The organism is Conchiformibius kuhniae DSM 17694 (genome assembly GCF_000428785.1).
GTDB lineage: Bacteria > Pseudomonadota > Gammaproteobacteria > Burkholderiales > Neisseriaceae > Conchiformibius > Conchiformibius kuhniae.
Genome location: NZ_AUAP01000001.1, coordinates 282,311 through 303,306, shown reverse-complemented (window position 1 = coordinate 303,306; position 20,996 = coordinate 282,311). Strand labels below are relative to the sequence as shown.

18 protein-coding genes and 1 pseudogene are annotated in these 20,996 nt (G+C 55.1%); 16 read left to right on the top strand and 3 right to left on the bottom strand.

Annotated features, from left to right (window positions below; translation table 11 throughout):
- Position 1: 1 nt before the first annotated feature.
- The 4 genes from G392_RS0101580 (at position 2) to G392_RS11795 (ending at position 3,622) form a co-directional block, all read left to right on the top strand.
- A complete protein-coding gene (locus tag G392_RS0101580) occupies positions 2 to 520 on the top strand; it encodes a hypothetical protein (RefSeq protein ID WP_027008806.1) in 519 nt (172 codons plus the stop codon).
- A gap of 81 nt (positions 521 to 601) precedes the next feature.
- Entirely contained in the window at positions 602 to 781 is a 180-nt protein-coding gene (locus G392_RS0101575) for a zinc-finger domain-containing protein (protein ID WP_034334135.1), read from the top strand.
- An 11-nt stretch (positions 782 to 792) separates the two neighbouring features.
- Complete coding sequence (locus G392_RS0101570) at positions 793 to 1,455, top strand: epoxyqueuosine reductase QueH (RefSeq protein ID WP_027008804.1); 663 nt, start codon at positions 793 to 795, stop codon at positions 1,453 to 1,455.
- A 22-nt stretch (positions 1,456 to 1,477) separates the two neighbouring features.
- A complete protein-coding gene (locus G392_RS11795) occupies positions 1,478 to 3,622 on the top strand; it encodes a UDP-glucose:protein N-beta-glucosyltransferase (protein ID WP_051255508.1) in 2,145 nt (714 codons plus the stop codon).
- Between the two features lie 388 nt (positions 3,623 to 4,010).
- On the opposite strand, the gene G392_RS0101555 is transcribed toward G392_RS11795, so the two are convergent.
- On the bottom strand, positions 4,011 to 5,675 hold the full coding sequence (locus tag G392_RS0101555; RefSeq protein WP_027008803.1) for an AMP-binding protein: 1,665 nt from the start codon (positions 5,673 to 5,675) through the stop codon (positions 4,011 to 4,013).
- Between the two features lie 769 nt (positions 5,676 to 6,444).
- On the opposite strand from G392_RS0101555, the gene G392_RS11790 reads away from it, so the two are divergent.
- From G392_RS11790 to acnD, 12 genes and pseudogenes are all read left to right on the top strand, one after another.
- The gene (locus G392_RS11790) at positions 6,445 to 7,317 is read left to right on the top strand and encodes a WG repeat-containing protein (protein WP_211224333.1); all 873 of its coding nucleotides are present in this window, start codon (positions 6,445 to 6,447) and stop codon (positions 7,315 to 7,317) included.
- Between the two features lie 116 nt (positions 7,318 to 7,433).
- A pseudogene (locus G392_RS11785) lies at positions 7,434 to 7,986 on the top strand (adenine phosphoribosyltransferase).
- 164 nt (positions 7,987 to 8,150) lie between these two features.
- Positions 8,151 to 8,552, top strand: coding sequence for a YbjN domain-containing protein (locus tag G392_RS0101530; RefSeq protein WP_211224332.1), 402 nt, complete (start codon positions 8,151 to 8,153; stop codon positions 8,550 to 8,552).
- 172 nt (positions 8,553 to 8,724) lie between these two features.
- Positions 8,725 to 9,606: a methylisocitrate lyase gene (gene prpB, locus G392_RS0101525; RefSeq protein ID WP_027008801.1), complete on the top strand. Its 882-nt coding sequence runs from the start codon at positions 8,725 to 8,727 to the stop codon at positions 9,604 to 9,606.
- 192 nt (positions 9,607 to 9,798) lie between these two features.
- Positions 9,799 to 10,350 (top strand): hypothetical protein, encoded by a 552-nt coding sequence (locus tag G392_RS13465; protein WP_156900754.1) that lies wholly within the window; start codon positions 9,799 to 9,801, stop codon positions 10,348 to 10,350.
- Positions 10,340 to 10,810, top strand: coding sequence for a hypothetical protein (locus G392_RS0101510; protein ID WP_027008799.1), 471 nt, complete (start codon positions 10,340 to 10,342; stop codon positions 10,808 to 10,810). The genes G392_RS13465 and G392_RS0101510 overlap by 11 nt, the downstream gene beginning before the upstream one ends.
- 189 nt (positions 10,811 to 10,999) lie before the next feature.
- Entirely contained in the window at positions 11,000 to 11,590 is a 591-nt protein-coding gene (locus G392_RS0101505) for a DJ-1/PfpI family protein (RefSeq protein ID WP_027008798.1), read from the top strand.
- Positions 11,591 to 11,723: 133 nt separating this feature from the next.
- Positions 11,724 to 12,878 (top strand): bifunctional 2-methylcitrate synthase/citrate synthase, encoded by a 1,155-nt coding sequence (gene prpC, locus G392_RS0101500; protein ID WP_027008797.1) that lies wholly within the window; start codon positions 11,724 to 11,726, stop codon positions 12,876 to 12,878.
- A 127-nt stretch (positions 12,879 to 13,005) separates the two neighbouring features.
- Positions 13,006 to 13,920, top strand: coding sequence for a DMT family transporter (locus G392_RS0101495; protein WP_051255506.1), 915 nt, complete (start codon positions 13,006 to 13,008; stop codon positions 13,918 to 13,920).
- 87 nt (positions 13,921 to 14,007) lie between these two features.
- Entirely contained in the window at positions 14,008 to 14,652 is a 645-nt protein-coding gene (locus tag G392_RS0101490) for a LysE family translocator (RefSeq protein WP_027008795.1), read from the top strand.
- A gap of 72 nt (positions 14,653 to 14,724) precedes the next feature.
- Entirely contained in the window at positions 14,725 to 15,498 is a 774-nt protein-coding gene (gene tam, locus G392_RS0101485; protein WP_027008794.1) for a trans-aconitate 2-methyltransferase, read from the top strand.
- A 79-nt stretch (positions 15,499 to 15,577) separates the two neighbouring features.
- A complete protein-coding gene (gene acnD / locus G392_RS0101480; RefSeq protein ID WP_027008793.1) occupies positions 15,578 to 18,181 on the top strand; it encodes a Fe/S-dependent 2-methylisocitrate dehydratase AcnD in 2,604 nt (867 codons plus the stop codon).
- 343 nt (positions 18,182 to 18,524) lie between these two features.
- On the opposite strand, the gene G392_RS0101475 is transcribed toward acnD, so the two are convergent.
- Complete coding sequence (locus tag G392_RS0101475; protein ID WP_027008792.1) at positions 18,525 to 19,367, bottom strand: class II glutamine amidotransferase; 843 nt, start codon at positions 19,365 to 19,367, stop codon at positions 18,525 to 18,527.
- A 124-nt stretch (positions 19,368 to 19,491) separates the two neighbouring features.
- Positions 19,492 to 20,982 (bottom strand): phosphate acetyltransferase, encoded by a 1,491-nt coding sequence (pta, locus tag G392_RS0101470; protein ID WP_027008791.1) that lies wholly within the window; start codon positions 20,980 to 20,982, stop codon positions 19,492 to 19,494.
- Positions 20,983 to 20,996: the final 14 nt, after the last annotated feature.

Here is a 20,996-nt window from a genome sequence, read left to right as displayed (position 1 = left end):
TATGTTTGCGCTAGTTTTGATTAACCGCCTGTTGCGGCAAAATCCCGAAGTCTGCCGCGAACTGGGCGGCTTCAACGGTTTGACGGTGGGGATACGCAGCGCGGGTTTCCAATATTGCGGGCGCATCAACGCGCACGGGCTGCTGGACGACACTTTGCGCCGCCCCCGCACCGTGCTGGTGCTGCACCCGCGCGTGCTGCCCGAACTGTTGCAGGGCAAACGCCCCGATTTCAACGATTTGGCGTTTGAGGGCGATATGGAATTGGGCATGAATATTTTTTTGCGCGTCAGCAGCTTGCGTTACCGTCCGCAACGGGATTTGCCCGCGTTGCTGGGCAGCGAGTGGGCGGAAAAAGCGGCGAAACTCGGCAGCGTGCTGCAACAAGTCGGCGCGTTTCTCAATCCGCAGCCCGATGCCGCCGCGCAACGCATCGCCGATTTGCAAAGCGAATTGGCGCAGATGCGCGAGCGCGTGGCGGAGCTGGAAAACCGCCGTCCGCACCGCCGCACCAAAAAGTGAAAATCGCGGTAAAATACCGTTTTTTCCGTTTTCAGGCTGCCTGAAAATATTAAACCGATAAAATTGATAAGGAAAACCACCATGCCGCAAGCAACTGTCATCACCCCGCACGATTTGCCCCTGCACTGCACCGGCCCGCAGGAACAACCTTGGAACGGCCACCCGCGCGTGTTTTTGCCGATTGAATCCAACAGCGAATACACCTGCCCCTATTGCGGCATCGTTTACCGTTTGGACGGCGAAGCCGGCGGCCACCACTAAAAGGCACGCCCATGACCGTTACCCCGATTGAACGCCCCGTTTTGCACGCGCCGGGCGGCGCGAAAAAAGTGCTGCTGCATTCCTGCTGCGCCCCCTGTTCCGGCGAAGTGATGGAAGCGATGCTGGCTTCCGGCATTGATTACACGGTGTTTTTTTACAACCCCAACATTCACCCCCTGCGCGAATACGAAATCCGCAAAGAAGAGAACATCGCCTTTGCCGAAAAACACGGCGTGCCGTTTATTGATGCCGATTACGATGTGGACAACTGGTTTGCCCGCGCCAAAGGCATGGAACACGAACCCGAACGCGGCATTCGTTGCACCATGTGTTTTGACATGCGTTTTGAACGCACCGCGCTGTATGCCTATGAAAACGGTTTCCCCGTCATCACCAGCAGCTTGGGCATTTCGCGCTGGAAAAACATGAACCAAATCAACGATTGCGGTGTCCGCGCCGCCGCCAAATATCCGGGCATCACCTATTGGGAATACAACTGGCGCAAAGGCGGCGGCAGCGCGCGCATGATTGAAATCAGCAAACGCGAACACTTTTACCAGCAGGAATATTGCGGTTGCGCCTATTCCCTGCGCGATTCCAACGCCCACCGCCGCAGTCAGGGGCGCGAACCGATACGCATCGGCGAGAAATATTACGGCGACGACACCCCCTAACCGACCCACAAAGGAAACCATCATGTCAGAGCAAAACCCCAATCCCGGCCTGCCGCGCCTGCAACAATACATTGCCGCCAAAGACCACGAAAACGCCTGCGGCGAACTGTTGCGGATTTTGCACACCATCGACCGCCAATTCGGCAACATCACCGGCATCGAATTCGACACCCCCGAACAACTGCACAACCCCAACTTGGACCAAGACCGCCACATCAGCTTCTGCACACAGGCGGCGCAAGCCATCACACAATTGTTCACCGACCCCGATTTGACCGTCTCGCCCGAAGGCGCACAACACTTCTTGGCGATGCAGCGTTGGCTGAACATGATTTTCGCCGCCTCGCCCTACATCAACGCCGACCACATCCTGCAAACCTACAACCGCAATCCCGAGCCGCAGCACCCGCTCGACATCCACATCGACAACACCCGCGCCGCGCTGATTAAATTCGCCATCCTGTACCTGCCCGAATCCAACGTCAGCATCAATCTGGACGCACTGTGGGCGCTCGACCCCGACATTTGCGCTTCCCTGTGTTTTGCCCTGCAATCGCCCCGTTTTCTCGGCACGCCCGCCGCCTTCGGCAAACGCCACGCCGTATTGCAATGGCTGCCCGAAAAACTGGCGCAACTGCCCGACTTGTCCAACGTCCCCGCCACCATCGCCCACGACGTGTACATGCACTGCAGCTACGACATCGATGCCAACAAACACGCCGTCAAAAAATCACTCAACCAAGTCATACGCCGCCATCTGCTGGGCTTGGACTGGCAAGACCGCGACGTGTCGCAGCCCCTGCCCCCGCAAGACAAACCCGTGATGGTGGTCGTACTGGAGCATTTCCACGCCTCGCACTCGATTTACCGCACCCACTCGACCTCACTCGCCGCCGCCCGCGAACACTTCCACATCATCGGCATCGGCAGCGACAGCGTGGACGAAGCCGGACGCGCCGTGTTTGACGAATACTACGTGGCACAAGGCGACACCATCATCGAACGCATGCAGAACGTGCGCCTGATTTGCGAAGAAAACCACCCCACCGTACTGTACATGCCCAGCATCGGCATGGACCTGCTGACCATCTTCCTGTCCAACACCCGTCTTGCGCCGATTCAGGCAGTGGCACTCGGCCACCCCGCCACCACCCATTCCGAATTTATCGACTACGTGGTGGTGGAAGACGACTATGTCGGCAGCGAAGACCGCTTCAGCGAAACCCTGCTGCGCCTGCCCAAAGACGCCCTGCCCTACGTGCCTTCGGTACACATGCCCGAAGACATCGAGTTTTTCCTGAACGAATCGCCCGACGTGGTACACATCGGCGTGGCAGCCACCACCATGAAGCTCAACCCCTATTTCATGGAAGCCTGCCAAGCCATCCGCGACCGCGCCAAAGTAAAAGTGCATTTTCATTTTGCGGTGGGGCAATCGGGCGGCATCACCCACCCCCATGTGGCGCGTTTTATCCGCAGCTATCTGGGCGACGACGCCACCGCCTACCCGCACCGCCCCTACCGCCAATACCTGAGCGTGCTGCAACACTGCAACATGCTGCTCAACCCCTTCCCCTTCGGCAACACCAACGGCATCATCGACATGGCGGCATTGGGCTTGGTGGGCGTGTGCAAAACCGGCACGGAAGTTCACGAACACATCGATGAAGGCCTGTTCAAACGCTTGGGTCTGCCCGATTGGCTGATTGCCCGCACCGCAGACGAATACGTAGACAGCGCCCTGCGCTTGGTGGAAAACCATCAGGAACGCATTGCCCTGCGCATGCACATCATCGAAAACGACGGTTTGCAAACCCTGTTTGACGGCGACCCGCGCCCCTTCGGGCGCATGATGGCGCAATTGGCACAACAATGGCGCGAACACGGCACGGTCGGCAAAGCGGCAGTCGCCGCCCTGCAACACGCAACCGCAGACGACAACCAAGCTCCTGCCGAAGCAACGGCGCAAACCCCGTCCGAAGCCGAAGCCCCCGCAAGCGTTGGCGACGCGGCACAAGCGGAGGAGGCAACGCCCGCCATGCCCGAACAGGCTGACGCGCCCGCCGCAGAAAACACGCAAACGGCACCAACCGATGCGCCCGCGCCCAAAGCCAAAGCGCACACGAAAAAACGCGGCAACAGCAAAAACCGCCGCCGCAAACGTTAAGGCACGTCAAAACGCCGCACCGTCATTCCCGCGCAGGCGGGAATCCAAGTCGAAACACGAGAAACCTTGATAAAACATGGCTTGCCAAGCATCGAGAGGTGGATTCCCGCCTGCGCGGGAATGACGGATTTTTTTATATTGCACTGAATTTTCAGTATAGTTGATGAGATTTATTTTTCATACAAGGCGGCGAGCCGCAGACAGTATGGGTAATACGGCAAGGCGAGCCAACGCCGTATGAAAATTAAAGAACATTAACGATATAAAAAATTAATTGATGACACACCCTAAGGCGCATCATCATTTAAATTTTCTACTGAAAATCAGCAAAACAATAAAAAACACGCGCAAGAGCAAAACCCTGCGCGTGTTTTCACCATGCCCGCAATCAGGCGGATTTTTCATCGCGCAACTGGCGGCGCAAAATCTTGCCCACATTCGATTTGGGCAACTCATCACGAAACTCGATGTTGCGCGGCACTTTGTAGCCCGTCAATTGGGTGCGGCAATACTCAATCAGCTCGCTTTCGGTCAGCGATTCGTCTTTTTTCACCACAAACAGCTTCAAAGCCTCGCCCGTTTTGTCGCTCGCCACGCCGATGCACGCTGCCTCCTGCACCTTCGGGTGGTGAACGACCACTTCCTCGATTTCATTGGGATACACGTTAAAGCCCGACACCACAATCAAGTCTTTTTTGCGGTCGACGATTTTCAACCAGCCTTTTTCGTCCATCACCACAATATCGCCCGTTTCCAGCCAGCCGTCTTGCAACACCTTCTCCGTTTCATCGGGGCGTTGCCAATAGCCTTTCATCACTTGCGGGCCGCGCACCCACAGTTCGCCCGCTTCCCCCACCGCAACGCACTGCCCTTCGCCGTTGCGGATTTGCACATCGGTATTGGGAATCGGCAAACCGATGCAGCCCGTGTAAGCGGCGATGTTGAGCGGATTGGCACACACGCCTGGGCTGGCTTCGGTCAAACCGTAGGCTTCCACAATCGGCAGCCCCGTTGCCGCAAACCATTTTTCCGCCACCGCCTGCTGCGTACTCATGCCCCCGCTCAACGCCAGCTTCCAAGTGGAAAAATCGGTGTCTTTGAAAGCAGGGTGGTTCAACAGCGCGTTAAACAGCGTATTGATGCCCACAAACACGCTGACGGGGTGTTTTTTCAACTCCGCGACAAACGCGGGAATATCACGCGGATTGGTAATCAAAATACTTTTGCCGCCCACCTGCATAAACACCATCAGATTGATGGTGAGCGCCAGAATATGGTAAAGCGGCAACGCGGCAATCACCGTTTCCCCGCCCTCGCGCAAACCGTTTTTAATCCACTCGCCCGCTTGCAGCATATTGGCGCAAATATTGCCGTGCGTGAGCATCGCCCCCTTTGCCACGCCCGTTGTCCCGCCCGTGTATTGCAAAAACGCCAAATCGTCCAAGCCCGCATCCACAGGCTGCAAAGTGTGCGCCGCCCCCAGCGCCAACGCCCGTTTGAACGGCACGGCATGGGGGATTTGATAATCCGGCACCATCTTCTTCACCCTGCGTACCACCAAATTCATCAACGCGCCTTTCAGCCCGAACATATCGCCGATGGTGGCAACCAGCACATTTTTGATTTGCGTGCGCGGCAGCACCAGCTCCAGCGTATTGGCAAAATTTTCCAACACAATAATGGTTTCCGCCCCACTGTCGTTCAACTGATGCTCCAACTCGCGCGGCGTGTACAAAGGATTGGTGTTCACCACCACCAGCCCCGCCTGCAAAATACCGAATACCGCAATCGGATATTGCAGCACATTGGGCATCATCACCGCCACCCGCGCCCCGCGCTCCAGCTTCAGCACCTGTTGCAAATAAGCGGCAAAATCGGCGGTGAGCGTTTGCAGTTCGCGGTAACTCAGCTCCTTGCCCAAATTGTGAAACGCCGTTTTACCGGCGTATTTTTCGCAGCTTTGGCGGAAAATATCGTTGATGGACGTGTAGCGGCAAACATCGATTTCCGCCCGAATATCGGCTTCGTAGCTGTTGAGCCAGATTTTTTCCATAATGGGTTTGCCCTTTTTGTTTGAAAAATCACGCCCGATTATAACGCTTCGGCGGGCGAAGCCCAAAGCGGCGGCGGCGCGGCGTGTGCAAAATCCCGTTAAATCGCGCCAAGCGCACATTACACCCAAACAGCACGGCGGCGCACCGTTATCAAAGTTTTTACACTAAAAAAATCAGTGCAATACAAAAATCCCCGCCATGCCCGCGCACGTGTAACGCCACTGCCCGATGCTTGGCACGCCCTGTTTTGATTGGTCGCGCAGGGCGTGCCGTCAATTAACCGAAAAAACACCGCGCCGCCATGCCCGCGAATGCGGGAATCCACATCAAAGCACAACAAACCTTGATAAAACATGGTTTGCCAAGCATCGGGCAGAGGCTTTTCGCATTCGTGGGCATAACGGATTTTGTATTATGCTGATTTTAATTATAAAAATTTAAATAACGGCACGCCGCAAAAGCACACCGTCAATCGATTACCCCCAACAAGGCTTGACAAAACTTTGCATATGTGATATTTATCCAAATTGTAACGGCGTGTTCCGTTGCAACAAAATCTGCGGCAGGCAATGCCCGCATTTCCATTTTTCAACCACCAAACAAAGGAATAGCAATGAAAACTATCCTATCCTATCCTATCCTATCCTATCCTATCCTATCCGTAAATTGTGCCTGACGCTGGCGGCGGCGGGCGCATTGGTTTTTGCACCCAGCGCGGCGGCAGATTGCGTAAAACCTCAGGTAAGCGGGTATGACCTTGTCGGCTGCTTGACAGAAGACCTAGCATGGGTTAGGCAAAACGGCAGCAAATACGGTTTTATCGACAAAACGGGTAAGCTGGTGATTCCGCTTCAATACGATGATGCTGGTTCGTTTTCCGAAGGCCTGGCACCGGTTGAGCAAAACGGCAAATGGGGCTTTATCAACAAAGCGGGCAAGGTGGTGATTCCGATTAAATATGATAATGCCCAATCGTTTTCCGAAGGCTTGGCATGGGTTAAGCAAAACGACAAATACGGTTTTATCAACAAAGCGGGCAAGGTGGTGATTCCGGTTCAATATGATTATGCCGATTCGTTTTCCGAAGGCTTGGCAAAGGTTCAGCAAAACAAAAAATGGGGGTTTATCGACAAAACGGGTAAGCTGGTGATTCCGCTTCAATATGATGATACCTATTCGTTTTCCAAAGGCTTGGCATCGGTTAGGCAAAACGACAAATGGGGTTTTATCAACAAAGCGGGCAAGGTGATGATTCCACTTCAATATGATGTTGCCTTGTCGTTTTCCGAAGGTTTGGCACTGGTTGGGCAAAACGGCAAATACGGTTTTATCGACAAAGCGGGCAAAGTGGTGATTCCGATTCAATACGATTATGCTGATGATTTTAAAAACGGACGTGCCATAGTCAAACAAAACGGCGTAGGTTTTTTTATTGACAAACAGGGACGCCGTTTGGATATTGATTTATATGCTGAAGAATGTGCGCATGTTTATGTGGGCAAGGCTTTCACCCGCAGCTCTATGCTTTTTGCCACCAACTATCAGGTACTCGGTTTTTCCACCAAAACCGGTCGGGTTACGATTCGCAATCTGACTATTGGAGGGGATAAAGAAGTCTCTTGCAGCTACATACCGAAGTAAAATCAAATTATTTACCTGTCCGCCACTTTTGCAGTGGCGGTTTTTTTGGCTGCCGTTTTCGCCGCCAAAGCTGCTAAAATAGCGTTTTTGTGTTCCGCAAACGAAAGGTTGCAACCATGATGGCTTTCCACCCCGATGTGATGGGCGTGAATGCGCTTGCCGAAAAAATCCGCAAAATCCCCAATTGGCCCAAGCAGGGCATTTTGTTCCACGACATCACCCCCGTGCTGCAAAGCCCCGAATATTTCCGCCTGCTGGTGGATTTGTTTACCTACCGCTACATGGGTCAGCAGATTGATGCGGTGGCGGGCTTGGACGCACGCGGTTTTATCATCGGCGCGGCGTTGGCGTATCAGTTGAATGTGGGTTTCGTGCCGATTCGCAAGCAGGGCAAATTGCCGTTCGATACCATTTCGCAAACCTACCGGCGAAGCCACGGTAGAAATCCACAAAGACGCGATTAAAGCGGGCAGCCGCGTGCTGCTGGTCGATGATTTGGTGGCAACGGGCGGAACGATGCAGGCAGGCATTGAGTTAATCCGGCGTTTGGGCGGCGAAGTGGCGGAAGCCTGTGCGATTTTGGAATTTACCGACCTGCCCGGTGCGGCGAATATCCGTGCGGCGGGCGTGCCTTTGTTTACTTTGTTGCAAAATGACGGGGCGCTGTAAAACTGATTGATAAAAAAGTGGAAATAAGTTATATTTAAATTGTGGTTTGTGCTTTTTCACTTTTTCCATCATTCTTGAACAAGGAAACAACTATGAAAAATCTCCTAACTGCCACATTGGCAAGCGTTGCGCTGGCATTCAGTCCGTCCGTGATGGCTGCAGATATGGTTGATGCCAAAAACCCTAAAAAAATCGCTGATTTGATTGACCAGTGGGCAGACGATGTCCAAATCAAAAAAGATGATAAAGGCGACCCTTTGATTACGTTCAAATATATGGACGTCAATCAAATTGTTGCTTTCTACGGTTGCAAACAAAACAAAAACTGTAAGAGTCTGCAATTTATCAGCCCATGGAAAAACGACGGCAAGCAAACCTTACAAACCGCCAACCGTTGGAATCAAAGCAAGCGTTTTGTCCGTATGTATTTGGATAAAGACAATGATGTGATGATGGAAATGGATGTGGACTTGGAAGTTGCCGTTCCAACCGAGTATTTGCGCACAGTGATGAAGACATGGCAAGTTTCCTTATTGGCATTTGCTGTGGACGGCGCGGAAAAATAAGCTGCCCGTTCTTTTCTCCGATACCGCACGGAATAAAACCGTGCGGTTTTTTGCGGATAATTTGTCTGCTTGATGGCAGCGATTAAAATAAACGATTTTACAAAAAACACCGTCTCCGTTACATTTCATTACATAAGAATAACACCACCCAACTTATTTTGGAGACAAATTCATGACCCGCCATTCCGCCGGTGCCGCGTTCCGCCGCGCCGTTCAAGAATCGTCCCCGCTTGCCGTTGCCGGCTGCGTCAATGCCTATTTTGCCCGCCTTGCCACCCAAAGCGGTTTCAAGGCCGTTTACCTTTCGGGCGGCGGCGTGGCCGCCTGTTCCTGCGGCATTCCCGATTTGGGCATCACCACCATGGAAGACGTGCTGATTGACGCCCGCCGCATCACCGACAATGTGGACACGCCGCTTTTGGTGGACATTGATGTCGGCTGGGGCGGCGCGTTCAATATCGCCCGCACCATCCGCGCCTTTGAAAAAGCGGGCGTGGCCGCCGTCCACATCGAAGACCAAGTGGCGCAAAAACGCTGCGGACACCGCCCGAACAAAGCCATTGTTTCCCAAGCCGAAATGGTGGACAGAATCAAAGCCGCCGTTGATGCCCGCCAAGATGAAAATTTCGTGATTATGGCGCGTACCGATGCGCTCGCCGTTGAAGGTTTGGACGCGGCGATTGAACGCGCCCGCGCCTGTGTGGAAGCGGGTGCCGACATGATTTTCCCCGAAGCGATGACCGAACTGGCGATGTACAAACAGTTTGCCGAAGCGGTAAACGTGCCCGTGTTGGCGAACATTACCGAGTTCGGCGCAACGCCGCTTTATACGCAGCAGCAGCTCGCCGAACACGGCGTGAAGCTGGTGCTGTATCCGCTTTCCTCTTTCCGAGCCGCCAGCAAAGCCGCATTGAACGTGTATCAGGCGATTTTGCGGGACGGCACGCAGGAAAACGTGCTGGACACCATGCAAACCCGCGCGGAACTCTACGATTATCTCAATTACCACGATTTTGAACAGAAATTAGACAAGCTGTTCAGCGAAAAACAATAAGCTGCCATGCGCCCCCGTGCGGCGGGGGTGCGGTCAGCCTTGCCAAACAGACGTTTTTCCGTTTGAAAAATGCGCTGTCGGTTTTTTGCAAGCCGAAATCATGGAAATTGAAATCATTGAATGATTAATGAATTTTCAGTGGGAAAATATAGATAACGCACGCCACGATATTTTTAAATAATTTTTTACCAATTGATTAATAAAAATATTTTTTATTATGGTTTACTGTGGTTTGTAACAGGGCGTGCCGAAGCCGTATCGGGTCATTTTGGTGAGCCTTACCAAATCGGTATCGCATTAAAAAACAAACAGCCTTGTTTCTATCTGCACAGCAAAATACCCATCAGTTCCGTTTTGGTATCTGTCGCTCATCCGAAGTACGGTCAAAGTCGGGAAGAGCGGTACTTGGGCGGTATTGGCAGGGAAAAAACAGAACATCAAAACATGGGGCATGATATCCGTCATTGTGTGCTGGCGGACGGGGTGTCTTTTGATTTGGATACACCTTATATCGTTGAGATATTTGATAAACAAAGGGATTCGGCTTGGTACGTACATACTGAAAACTTTTGCATCAGGCAAAAAGACCGGCGGTTGTTTGTTTCGGATACGTTTAAAAATCCCAATGATAAAGGTTTGTCTTGTTCGGATAAGCCGTTGCCGGTTCGGTATGCACCCAAGCCGCCACAAGAAACACTCGGCTTGTGGAAACGGTTTTTGCGCTGGTTTTCTGATGGAAATTGAAATCATCGAATACGGCAACCACAAGCAGATTTTCTACCGCAACGGCAACGGTGTGGCGCAACGCATTTTGGTACTGGATTTGAATCATCAAATCATTCAAGACGAATTGTCGGAATACGATGCAAACGGCAAATGCGTTGCGAATATGGTGTTCGCGCCCGACCACACCACCGTTATCGATATGCGCAAATATACAGAAAACGGCAGCGAAGATTACCGCCGCATAAACGGCAAGCTGGTTTTGGTTCAAACCCGAACCAGCCGTAAGATTGACGAACATACCGCCAAAACAGAATTTTACAATGCCGATGGCGAACTGGTGTTCTACGATGTTTTTCAATACGAAAATGACGAAATCGGCATGGTGTTCAGCAACCGTTTTGACAAAAACGGCAAAGAATTGGATTGGGGCAATCCCGGCTCCGAATATCGGGCATTGCAAAACTATTCGGATTATTAGGGCGTTGTCATCAACTCCAAACATCTGGCAGTGGCTTCCCGCATTCGCGGCAATGACGGCATTTTTATACCATACTGATTTTCAGTAGAAAAATTCAAATAATGACACACCCCGAACAGTGGATTTCCGTTTGCACGAAAATGGCGGGATTTTTATGTTGTGCGGCAACGGTTTGAAAAGGTCGAAATCATGGATTGCTACTGCCTGTTGTTTGACGGCTTTGAAAGCTTGGATTTGACGGCACCCGTTTCCCTGCTACAACGCATGCCCGATATGCGCCTGCACTATGTTTCCCATCAGGGCGGTATGGTACCGAGCCAGCAGGGATTTGCCATCGACACCGTTCCCGTATGGGTGCCCGAACCGGCAAGCACGCTGCTGATTCCCGGCGGGCAGGGCGTGCGCTTGCTCACCGAACACCAAGATTTTCTATACGATTTGGCAATCTGGGCAGGACAGGCGCAAACCTGCTTGTCGGTAAGCAACGGCTCGGCACTGCTGGCGGCGGCGGGCTGCTTGGATGGTGTCCGCGCCACCACCGACAAACGCACCTTCGCATGGGCGCAAAACCTCGCCGCCAACGTGCATTGGCAGCCCTTTGCCGCTTGGGTGCATGACGGCAAATTTTACAGCGCATCGGGCATGACGGCGGGCATGGACATGACTTTGAGCTTCATCGCCGACCGCTACGGCAAAGATTTGGCAGAAACCGTTGCCGCACAATCGGAATACGTTTGGCAGCGCCATGCCGATGCACCCGCACCGCGCCGCGTGTTCTGATTGACCCGCGCCCGCACGATGCGTTATCTGCCTTTTTCCACCATTCCGCACCCGTCTGCTTCGGACGGCGGCAGGGCTGCGGCACAAGCACCGTCCGAACACGCATTCCCTTTCCACTTTCAGGAGCATGAGCATGACTGTCGAAACCCAAACCCCCACTTTCAAACCGAAAAAATCCGTAGCCCTGTCGGGCGTGGCGGCGGGCAACACCGCGCTGTGTACCGTTGGCCGCAGTGGCAACGACTTGAGCTATCGCGGTTACGATATTCTTGATTTGGCAAAACATTGCGAATTTGAAGAAGTCGCCCACCTGCTGATTCACGGCCATCTGCCGAACAAGTTTGAGCTGGCCGCCTACAAAGCCAAACTCAAATCGCTGCGCGGCCTGCCGATTCGCGTGATTGAAGTGCTGGAAAGCCTGCCCGCGCACACACACCCGATGGACGTGTTGCGTACCGGCGTGTCCATGCTCGGCTGCGTCCACCCCGAGCGCGAAAGCCAGCCCGCCAGCGAAGCCCGCGATATCGCCGACAAGCTGATTGCCAGCTTGGGCAGTATGTTGCTGTATTGGTACCAATATTCGCACAACGGCAAGCGCATCAACGTGGAAAGCGAGGAAGACAGCATCGGCGGTCATTTCCTGCACATGCTGCACGGCAAACGCCCCACCGAATCGCAAGTCAAAGCCATGCATATTTCGCTGATTTTGTATGCGGAACACGAGTTTAACGCGTCCACCTTTACCAGCCGCGTGATTGCCGGCACCGGTTCGGACATTTATTCCGCCATCACCGGCGCGATTGGCGCCCTGAAAGGCCCGAAACACGGCGGTGCCAACGAAGTGGCCTACGACATTCAAAAACGCTACCGCAACGCCGATGAAGCCGAAGCGGATATCCGCGAGCGCATCGCCCGCAAGGAAATCATCATCGGTTTCGGCCACCCCGTGTACACCGTGTCCGACCCGCGCAATGTGGTGATTAAGGAAGTGGCGCGCGAATTGAGCGCGGAAACGGGCGATATGCGTTTGTTTGACATTGCCGAGCGTTTGGAAACCTTGATGTGGAACGAGAAAAAAATGTTCCCGAACTTGGATTGGTTCTCGGCGGTTTCCTATCAGAAGCTGGGCGTGCCGACCGCGATGTTTACGCCCCTGTTTGTGATTTCGCGCACCACAGGCTGGAGCGCGCACGTGCTGGAGCAACGCCAAGACGGCAAGATTATCCGCCCGAGCGCGAACTACACCGGCCCCGATGATTTGGCGTTTGTGCCGATGGGCGAGCGTTAAAAACGGCGGCTGCCTGAAAGCGGTTTTTGGGCTTTCAGGCAGCCTGTTTTTCAGACGGCATGAAGTTTGCAGGCTGCCTGAACGTGCCGTCTGAAAAACATATCACACCGGAACGGTAATCTTGACGATGAATCAAAATCCCCTGCTTTCCCCTACCGCCAAAGGCTTGCTGTTTGCTGCCGGTGCCGCCGCGCTGAATGCGTCCATCGGTATTTTCAGCAAAATCCTGCTGGCACAGGGTTTGAACGCGCAAGACATTGCGTTTTTGAAAACGGCGGCAGCAGGCGTGTTTCTCGGTGCGTTGTTTGTCCACAAACCGTTTTCACGCCGTCAGGCACCCTTGTGCGGGCGGGACAAACCGCGCCGTATGTTGTGGGCGCAGGTGGCGTTGTGCGCGTTTTTGGGGATTTTCACCCTGTTTTATTTTGAAACGGCAGCCTACGCGCACGGACACGCTGCCAATGTGGTGGTGGTGCTGATGGCATCGGCGGCGGTGTCGGCGCTGCTGTTCGGCAGACTGTGGCTGGGCGAACGCATCACCGCCGCCGCATTGGCGGGAACGGGCGCGGCGGTGGTTGGCATCGCGCTGATTTCGTGGACGGGCGGCGGCAGTGCGGCGTTGTCGGCAAACGCGGCAGTCGCGGGGACGGGTTACGGCGCGTTTTCCGTGTTGGTGAAAAAATTTGGTTTAAACGGCGGTTTGCGGCTGACGTGTGCGGTGATGTTGTTGGGTGCTTTATTTTTGTTGCCGCCGTTTGTGCAAACCATGCACCCGATTCACTGGAATACCAACATCATCGCCGCATTATTGGGTTTGGCATTGTTGCCCACCATATTGGGATTTTACTGCACCACCAAAGCCCTCAACTGCATGAGCGCCGCCAAAGTGCAGGTAGCGGAATTGAGCGAACCTTTGTTTGCCGCCGCTTTTGCGTGGCTGCTGCTGCACGAAACCCCAAACGGCGGATTTTGGGCGGGTGCGGCGGCGATTGTGTCCGGCATCGCCCTGATGAACGGCATTTTTCAAGGGAAAAAAGCATGAACAAGGATTGGAATCCCCGACACGATTTCGCCTGTGCCGATGAGCGCACCCGCCCCGTCCTGCCCGCGCAAACATGAGGAAATGTTTATGTCTTTAGAATCGATTGCCCTGTATATTTGGCTGGCTTTGTTTTCTTATGTGATTCCCGGCCCGGACTGGCTTTATATTGCGGGGCACACCCTGCATTCGCGCAAAGCAGGTTGGGTGGCGGCGTTGGGCATACAATCCGGTTTGCTGTTTCACATGCTGGTGGGTGCCGCCGGAGCAACTGCTGTTTTGCTGGTGTCGCAACAGGCTTTTTACGCACTGCAATTGGCGGGCGCGGGTTATTTGGTCTATTTGGGCGCAACCACCCTGCGGGGCTTGCGGCAATCCGACACCGCACCGCAAATCGTGCGCCCGGCAGCCGCACATTATCAAGCCATATATTGGAAAGGTTTGCTGGTTAATATTTTAAACCCCAAAGCCGCGATTTTTTTCATCAGCATTCTGCCGCAATTTATCCGCCCCAATGGTCATGAAACCATGCAGTTATTTGTATTGGGCGGTGTGGACATTCTGGTGGGCTTGCTGTGGTGGCTGTGTTTTTGCGCGGGTTTGGACGCCATTAACCGTAAAATGAACAGCCCCAAATTTCGTTGGGTGCTGGAATGCTTGTCGGGGATTTCTCTGTTATTGTTCGGATTGTGGATGTTGATAAAAGGTGTATCATTTTTTCTGGGACAACAATGAAATATCAAAATACCGTCATGCCCGAAAATCCTGCGCGGGAATGACGGTGCAGCAGATTTCAAGGAAAAAAGCATGAACCAAGACTGGAACCCCCAACACTATCTCGCCTTTGCCGATGAGCGCACCCGCCCCGCCGCAGATTTGTTGGCGCGTATCCGCCACCGACCCGCCGCACGGATTGCCGACTTGGGCTGCGGGCCGGGCAACAGCACCGCCCTGCTCGCGCAAACATGGCGCAACGCCGACATCACCGGCGTGGACACTTCCCCCGCGATGCTGGCGCAAGCCCGCGAAACCCTGCCGCACGCCCGTTTCGTCCAAGCCGATTTCACCGAATGGCACAGCGATGCCCCGCTTGACATCATCTTTGCCAACGCTTCTTTGCAATGGGCTTCGCAGCACGACAAACTGTTGCCGCAACTGATAAACCAACTCGCCGCCAACGGCGTGTTGGCAGTGCAAATGCCCGACAATTTGAACGAACCCTCGCACCGCCTGATGCGCGACACCGCACACAGCCCCAAATGGCGCGACAAAATGCGCGGCCTGCCCGTGCGCCCCGACCTGCCCGCCGTTACCGATTATTATGATATTCTGGCGCAAACGGGCTGCCGCGCCGATATTTGGCGCACCGCCTACCACCACGTTTTGCCCGATGTGCAGAGCATCGTCCGATGGTTCGGCAGCACCGCGCTGCGCCCCTATCTGAACGCGCTCGATGAAGCGGAACGCGCCGAATTTGGCGAAGACTATCTGGCACGCTTGCGCCAAGCCTACCCGCCCCGTGCGGACGGCAATATTTTACTGACCCTGCCGCGCCTGTTTGTCGTGGCGGAAAAAATATAATTTCAGACGGCATTTTTTTCAGGCTGCCTGAAAACGATTTTGTTCAAAAATAAAAACCTTTTACAGAAGGAAACCAACCATGTCCGCAAACCAAAACTACAAAAAAACCCTGCCGAACAGCGACTTGTCCTACTACGACGCCCGCGCCGCCTGCGAAGAAATCCAAGCCGGTTCGTACGACACGCTGCCCTACTCCAGCCGCATTTTGGCAGAACAACTGGTGCGCCGCGCCGACAATACGGATTTGCCCACCCTGCAAAGCTGGCTGCGCCAACTGATTGAACGCAAACAGGAACTGGATTTCCCTTGGTATCCCGCCCGCGTGGTCTGCCACGATATTTTGGGACAAACCGCGCTGGTGGATTTAGCGGGTTTGCGCGATGCCATCGCCGAACAGGGCGGCGACCCGTCCAAAGTCAATCCCGTCGTGCAAACGCAGTTAATCGTTGACCACTCGCTTGCAGTGGAACACGGCGGCTACGACCCCGATGCCTTCGCCAAAAACCGCGCCATCGAAGACCGCCGCAATGACGACCGTTTCCACTTTATCAATTGGACGAAAACCGCCTTTGACAATGTGGACGTGATTCCCGCCGGCAACGGCATCATGCACCAAATCAATTTGGAAAAAATGTCGCCCGTGGTGCAGGTGCGGGACGGCGTGGCGTTTCCCGACACCTGTGTCGGCACCGACAGCCACACCCCGCACGTGGACGCGCTGGGCGTGATTTCGGTGGGCGTGGGCGGCTTGGAAGCCGAATGCGTGATGCTCGGTCTGCCCTCGATGATGCGCCTGCCCGACATTGTCGGCGTGGAGTTGAGCGGCAAACGCCAAGCGGGGATTACCGCCACCGACATCGTGCTGGCATTGACCGAATTTTTGCGTAAAGAACGCGTGGTGGGCGCGTTTGTGGAATTTTTCGGCGAGGGTGCGGAAAGCCTGTCTGTCGGCGACCGCGCCACCATTTCCAATATGACCCCCGAATTCGGCGCAACCGCCGCCATGTTCGCCATTGACGGACAAACCATTGATTATTTGAAACTCACGGGACGCGATGACGAACAAGTCAAACTGGTGGAACACTACGCCAAAACCGCCGGTTTGTGGGCAGACTGCCTGAAAAACGCCGTTTATCCGCGCGTATTGCGCTTTGATTTGTCCAAAGTAACGCGCAATATGGCCGGCCCGTCCAACCCGCACGCGCGTTTTTCCACCAGCGATTTGGCGGCGAAAGGCATTGCCGCGCCTTACGAAATCCCGTCAGACGGCAAAATGCCCGATGGCGCGGTAATTATCGCAGCGATTACCTCCTGCACCAACACTTCCAACCCGCGCAATGTGGTGGCCGCCGCGCTGCTGGCACGCAACGCCAACCGTTTGGGTTTGACGCGCAAGCCTTGGGTGAAATCGTCTTTCGCGCCCGGTTCCAAAGTGGCGGAAATTTATTTGCAGGAAGCGGGCTTGCTGCCCGAATTGGAACAACTGGGCTTCGGCATCGTCGCCTTTGCCTGCACCACCTGCAACGGCATGAGCGGCGCACTCGACCCGAAAATCCAGCAGGAAATCATTGACCGCGATTTGTACGCCACCGCCGTGTTGTCGGGCAACCGCAATTTTGACGGACGTATCCACCCCTACGCCAAACAAGCGTTTTTGGCATCACCGCCGCTTGTGGTCGCCTACGCGATTGCAGGCAGCATCCGTTTTGACATTGAAAACGACGTGCTCGGCATTTCAGACGGCAAAGAAATCCGCCTGAAAGACATTTGGCCGTCTGACGAAGAAATTGACGAAATCGTTGCCAAGTATGTGAAACCGCAGCAATTCCGCGATGTGTATATCCCGATGTTTGACACCGGCGCGGCGGAAAAAGCCCCCAGCCCGCTTTACGACTGGCGGCCGATGTCCACCTACATCCGCCGTCCGCCCTACTGGGAAGGCGCATTGGCGGGCGAGCGCACGCTCAAAGGCATGCGGCCGTTGGCGATTTTGCCCGACAACATCACCACCGACCACCTGTCGCCGTCCAACGCCATTTTGCCGACCAGCGCGGCGGGCGAATATCTGGCGAAAATGGGGCTGCCTGAAGAAGACTTTAACAGCTACGCCACACATCGCGGCGACCACCTGACCGCGCAACGCGCCACCTTCGCCAATCCCAAGTTGTTTAACGAAATGGTGAAAAACGCGGACGGCAGCACCCGTCAAGGCTCGCTCGCCCGCGTGGAACCCGATGGCGAAGTGATGCGGATGTGGGAAGCGATTGAAACCTATATGAACCGCAAACAGCCCCTGATTATCATCGCGGGCGCGGACTACGGACAAGGCTCGTCCCGCGACTGGGCGGCGAAAGGCGTGCGCTTGGCGGGCGTGGAAGCCATTGTTGCCGAAGGATTTGAGCGTATCCACCGCACCAATCTCATCGGCATGGGCGTGCTGCCACTCCAATTCAAAGACGGCGTGAACCGCCACACTTTGGCACTGGACGGCACGGAAACCTACGATGTAGCCGGTACGCGCCAACCGCGCGGCGATTTGACCCTGCTGGTTCACCGTAAAAACGGCGAAACGGTGGAAGTACCCGTAACCTGCCGTTTGGACACGGCGGAGGAAGTGCTGATTTACGAAGCGGGCGGCGTGTTGCAGCGTTTCGCGCAGGATTTTTTGGCGGGTAATGTGTAGGACGTGTCATCATTTCAATATTAAAATAATCCCGTCATTCCCGCGCAGGCGGGAATCCATCGCCACCGGTCGGCAAGCTGTGTATTTTTCAACGCCCGCTTGGCTTCAAGGTGGATTCTCTCCTGCGCGGGAATGATGGCGAAGCGACTTCTCAAGCAAAAATTCGCAGATGCAAAGCGAAAATCCGCGCAAGGTTGGACACCTTGTCAGGATTTTCAACACAGCAGATGCGGATTTTGGCTGAAAATACCGCCCGCATAAGTAAATGATGGCACGCCCTGGATTTTGAATCACGCCCTGCGCCGTTTCGTCCCGACTGCGGACGGAACGGCGCATTTTTTGCTCAAACCGCCGCGCCCACGCTGCGGGCAATCCGCAAACCTTCCTCCTTGCTCAAATATACGGGCGCGGCGGGACGGTCGCGGCAGACGATTTGCCCCTGCTCAAACAACACCAGCTCGTTTTGCGCCAGTTGCGTCCACGTTTCGTTTTCGGTAAGCGGCAGCGTGGCAATCACCGCCACGCGGTCGTTGGGCGTGGTTACTTCGGCAAAATCAATGGTTACGTCATCGTCCAGCAAATGCGCTTCGCCAAACGGCGCTTGGCGGACGATGTAAAACAGCAGCGTGCTGGTGTGGGCGAACAGCATTTCGCCGTTGGACAACATCATATTGAACAAACCGTGTGCGCGGATTTCGCCCACCAATTCGCGCACGGCGGCAAACAGCACATCGCGCGGCGGCTGTTCGGCAAAACGGCGGCGCAGTTGCTCCAACAAATAACAAAACGCCCGCTCAGAATCGGTGCCGCCCACCGTGCGGTAATACTCGCCGCGCGGCGGCACAAAGTCGCGCAAATGGCCGTTGTGGGCGAACAGCCAGTAACGTCCCCACAATTCGCGGCGGAACGGGTGGGTGTTTTCCAGCAGCACTTGTCCTTGCGTGGCTTTGCGGATATGGGCGATGACGTTTTCGGATTTGATGCGGTAGCGGCGCACCAGCTCGGCAACGGGCGAATCGGCGCTGGGGCGGTTGTCGAGAAACAGGCGCAGCCCGCGCCCTTCAAAAAAACCGATGCCGAAACCATCGGTGTGGTGGTCGGTCAGCCCGCCGCGTTTGCTGAAGCCTTCAAAGGAAAAGACAATATCCGTGGGGGTGTTGCAGTTCATGCCGAGCAGTTGGCACATGGGAAATCCTTGTGGAATGCGGTGGCGGGAAGTTAGCAGATTTGCGGCGGGCGGGCAAGAAACAAGGCTGCCTGAAAACAGATTATCCGTTTTCAGGCAGCCGCGCCGTTTTGGCGAAACGGTTTTATTCCGCCATCTGTGTCGCCTGAATCGCCGTCAGCGCAATGGTGTACACAATATCTTCCACCAACGCCCCGCGCGATAAATCATTCACGGGCTTGCGCAAACCTTGCAGCATCGGCCCCACGCTCAACACATTGGCGTTGCGCTGCACCGCTTTGTAGGTGCAGTTGCCGGTGTTCAGGTCGGGGAAAATAAACACATTCGCCTTGCCCGCTACCGGACTGCCCGGCGCTTTGGACTTGGCAACGCTTTCCACCACCGCCGCATCGTATTGGAGCGGGCCGTCCACCGCCAAATCGGGGCGTTGTTCGCGCACGATGCGCGTGGCTTCAATCACCGTATCCACATCGGGGCCGCTTCCCGAATCGCCCGTAGAGTAGGAAATCATCGCCACGCGCGGCTCGATGCCGAAGGCTTTGGCGGAATCGGCGGATTGCAGCGCGATTTCGGCAAGCTGTTCGGCGGTGGGATTGGGATTGACGGCGCAGTCGCCGTACACCACCGTTTGTCCGGGCAGCAGCATAAAAAACACGCTGGAAACAATGCTCGCGCCCGGCGCGGTTTTAATCAGTTGGAAAGCGGGACGGATGGTGTTGGCGGTGGTGTGTACCGCGCCGGAAACCAAGCCGTCCACATCGTTTTGCGCCATCATCATCGTGCCGAGTACCACTGTGTCTTTAAGCTGTTCGCGGGCTTGTTCGGGGGTTAAGCCTTTGGATTTGCGCAGTTCGCACATCGGCGCAACGTATTGCTCCACAATGCTTTCGGGGTCGATGATTTCCAAAGATTCGGGCAGGCTGATGCCCAGTTCTTCGGCAACGGCGTGCACGGCGGCGCGGCTGGACAGCAACACGCAACGGGCGATGCCTTTTTCGTGGCAGATGGCGGCGGCGCGGACGGTGCGCGGTTCCGCGCCTTCAGGCAGCACGATGCGTTTGTTGGCTTTGCGGGCGGCTTCCATCATGTTGAAACGGAATTGCGCGGGCGAAACGCGGTCGGTTTCGTGTTGCGTGAGCGCGTCCAAGTTTTGCAACTGCGCCGCCGAGCCCAAATACGGCAGTTTGCACAATTCCGCCACTTTCGGATTGTCGGCGACCACGCCCGCAAATTGCACGGGCGCACCGGCAAACAGTTGGCGGGCTGCCTGAACGCGGGCGGCGGCATCGGCGGAAGATGCGCTTTGGCACGCCAACAGCACCACTTGCGCGTTAAACGAAGTGGCAAGCTCCACGTTTTGCGCCGACAGCAGCAGATTGTCGGCATCGGGGTCAATGCCTTGAATCACAATGTGTTTGCCGTCCAGCGCGGACGCTTCGCCCACCAGCAGGTCAAACCAGTCATCACGCTTGCCCGCCGCCAGCAGCGACAGGGCGCGTTCGGCATCGGCGGCAGGGTTGAACAGGGCGGCATCGGGCAGGGCTTTGGCGAAAGCGGCGGACACGGCGGCGGTGTTGGCGTGGCGGCCGACAGGGACAATCAGAATATGCGACATGGGGGATTCCTTGT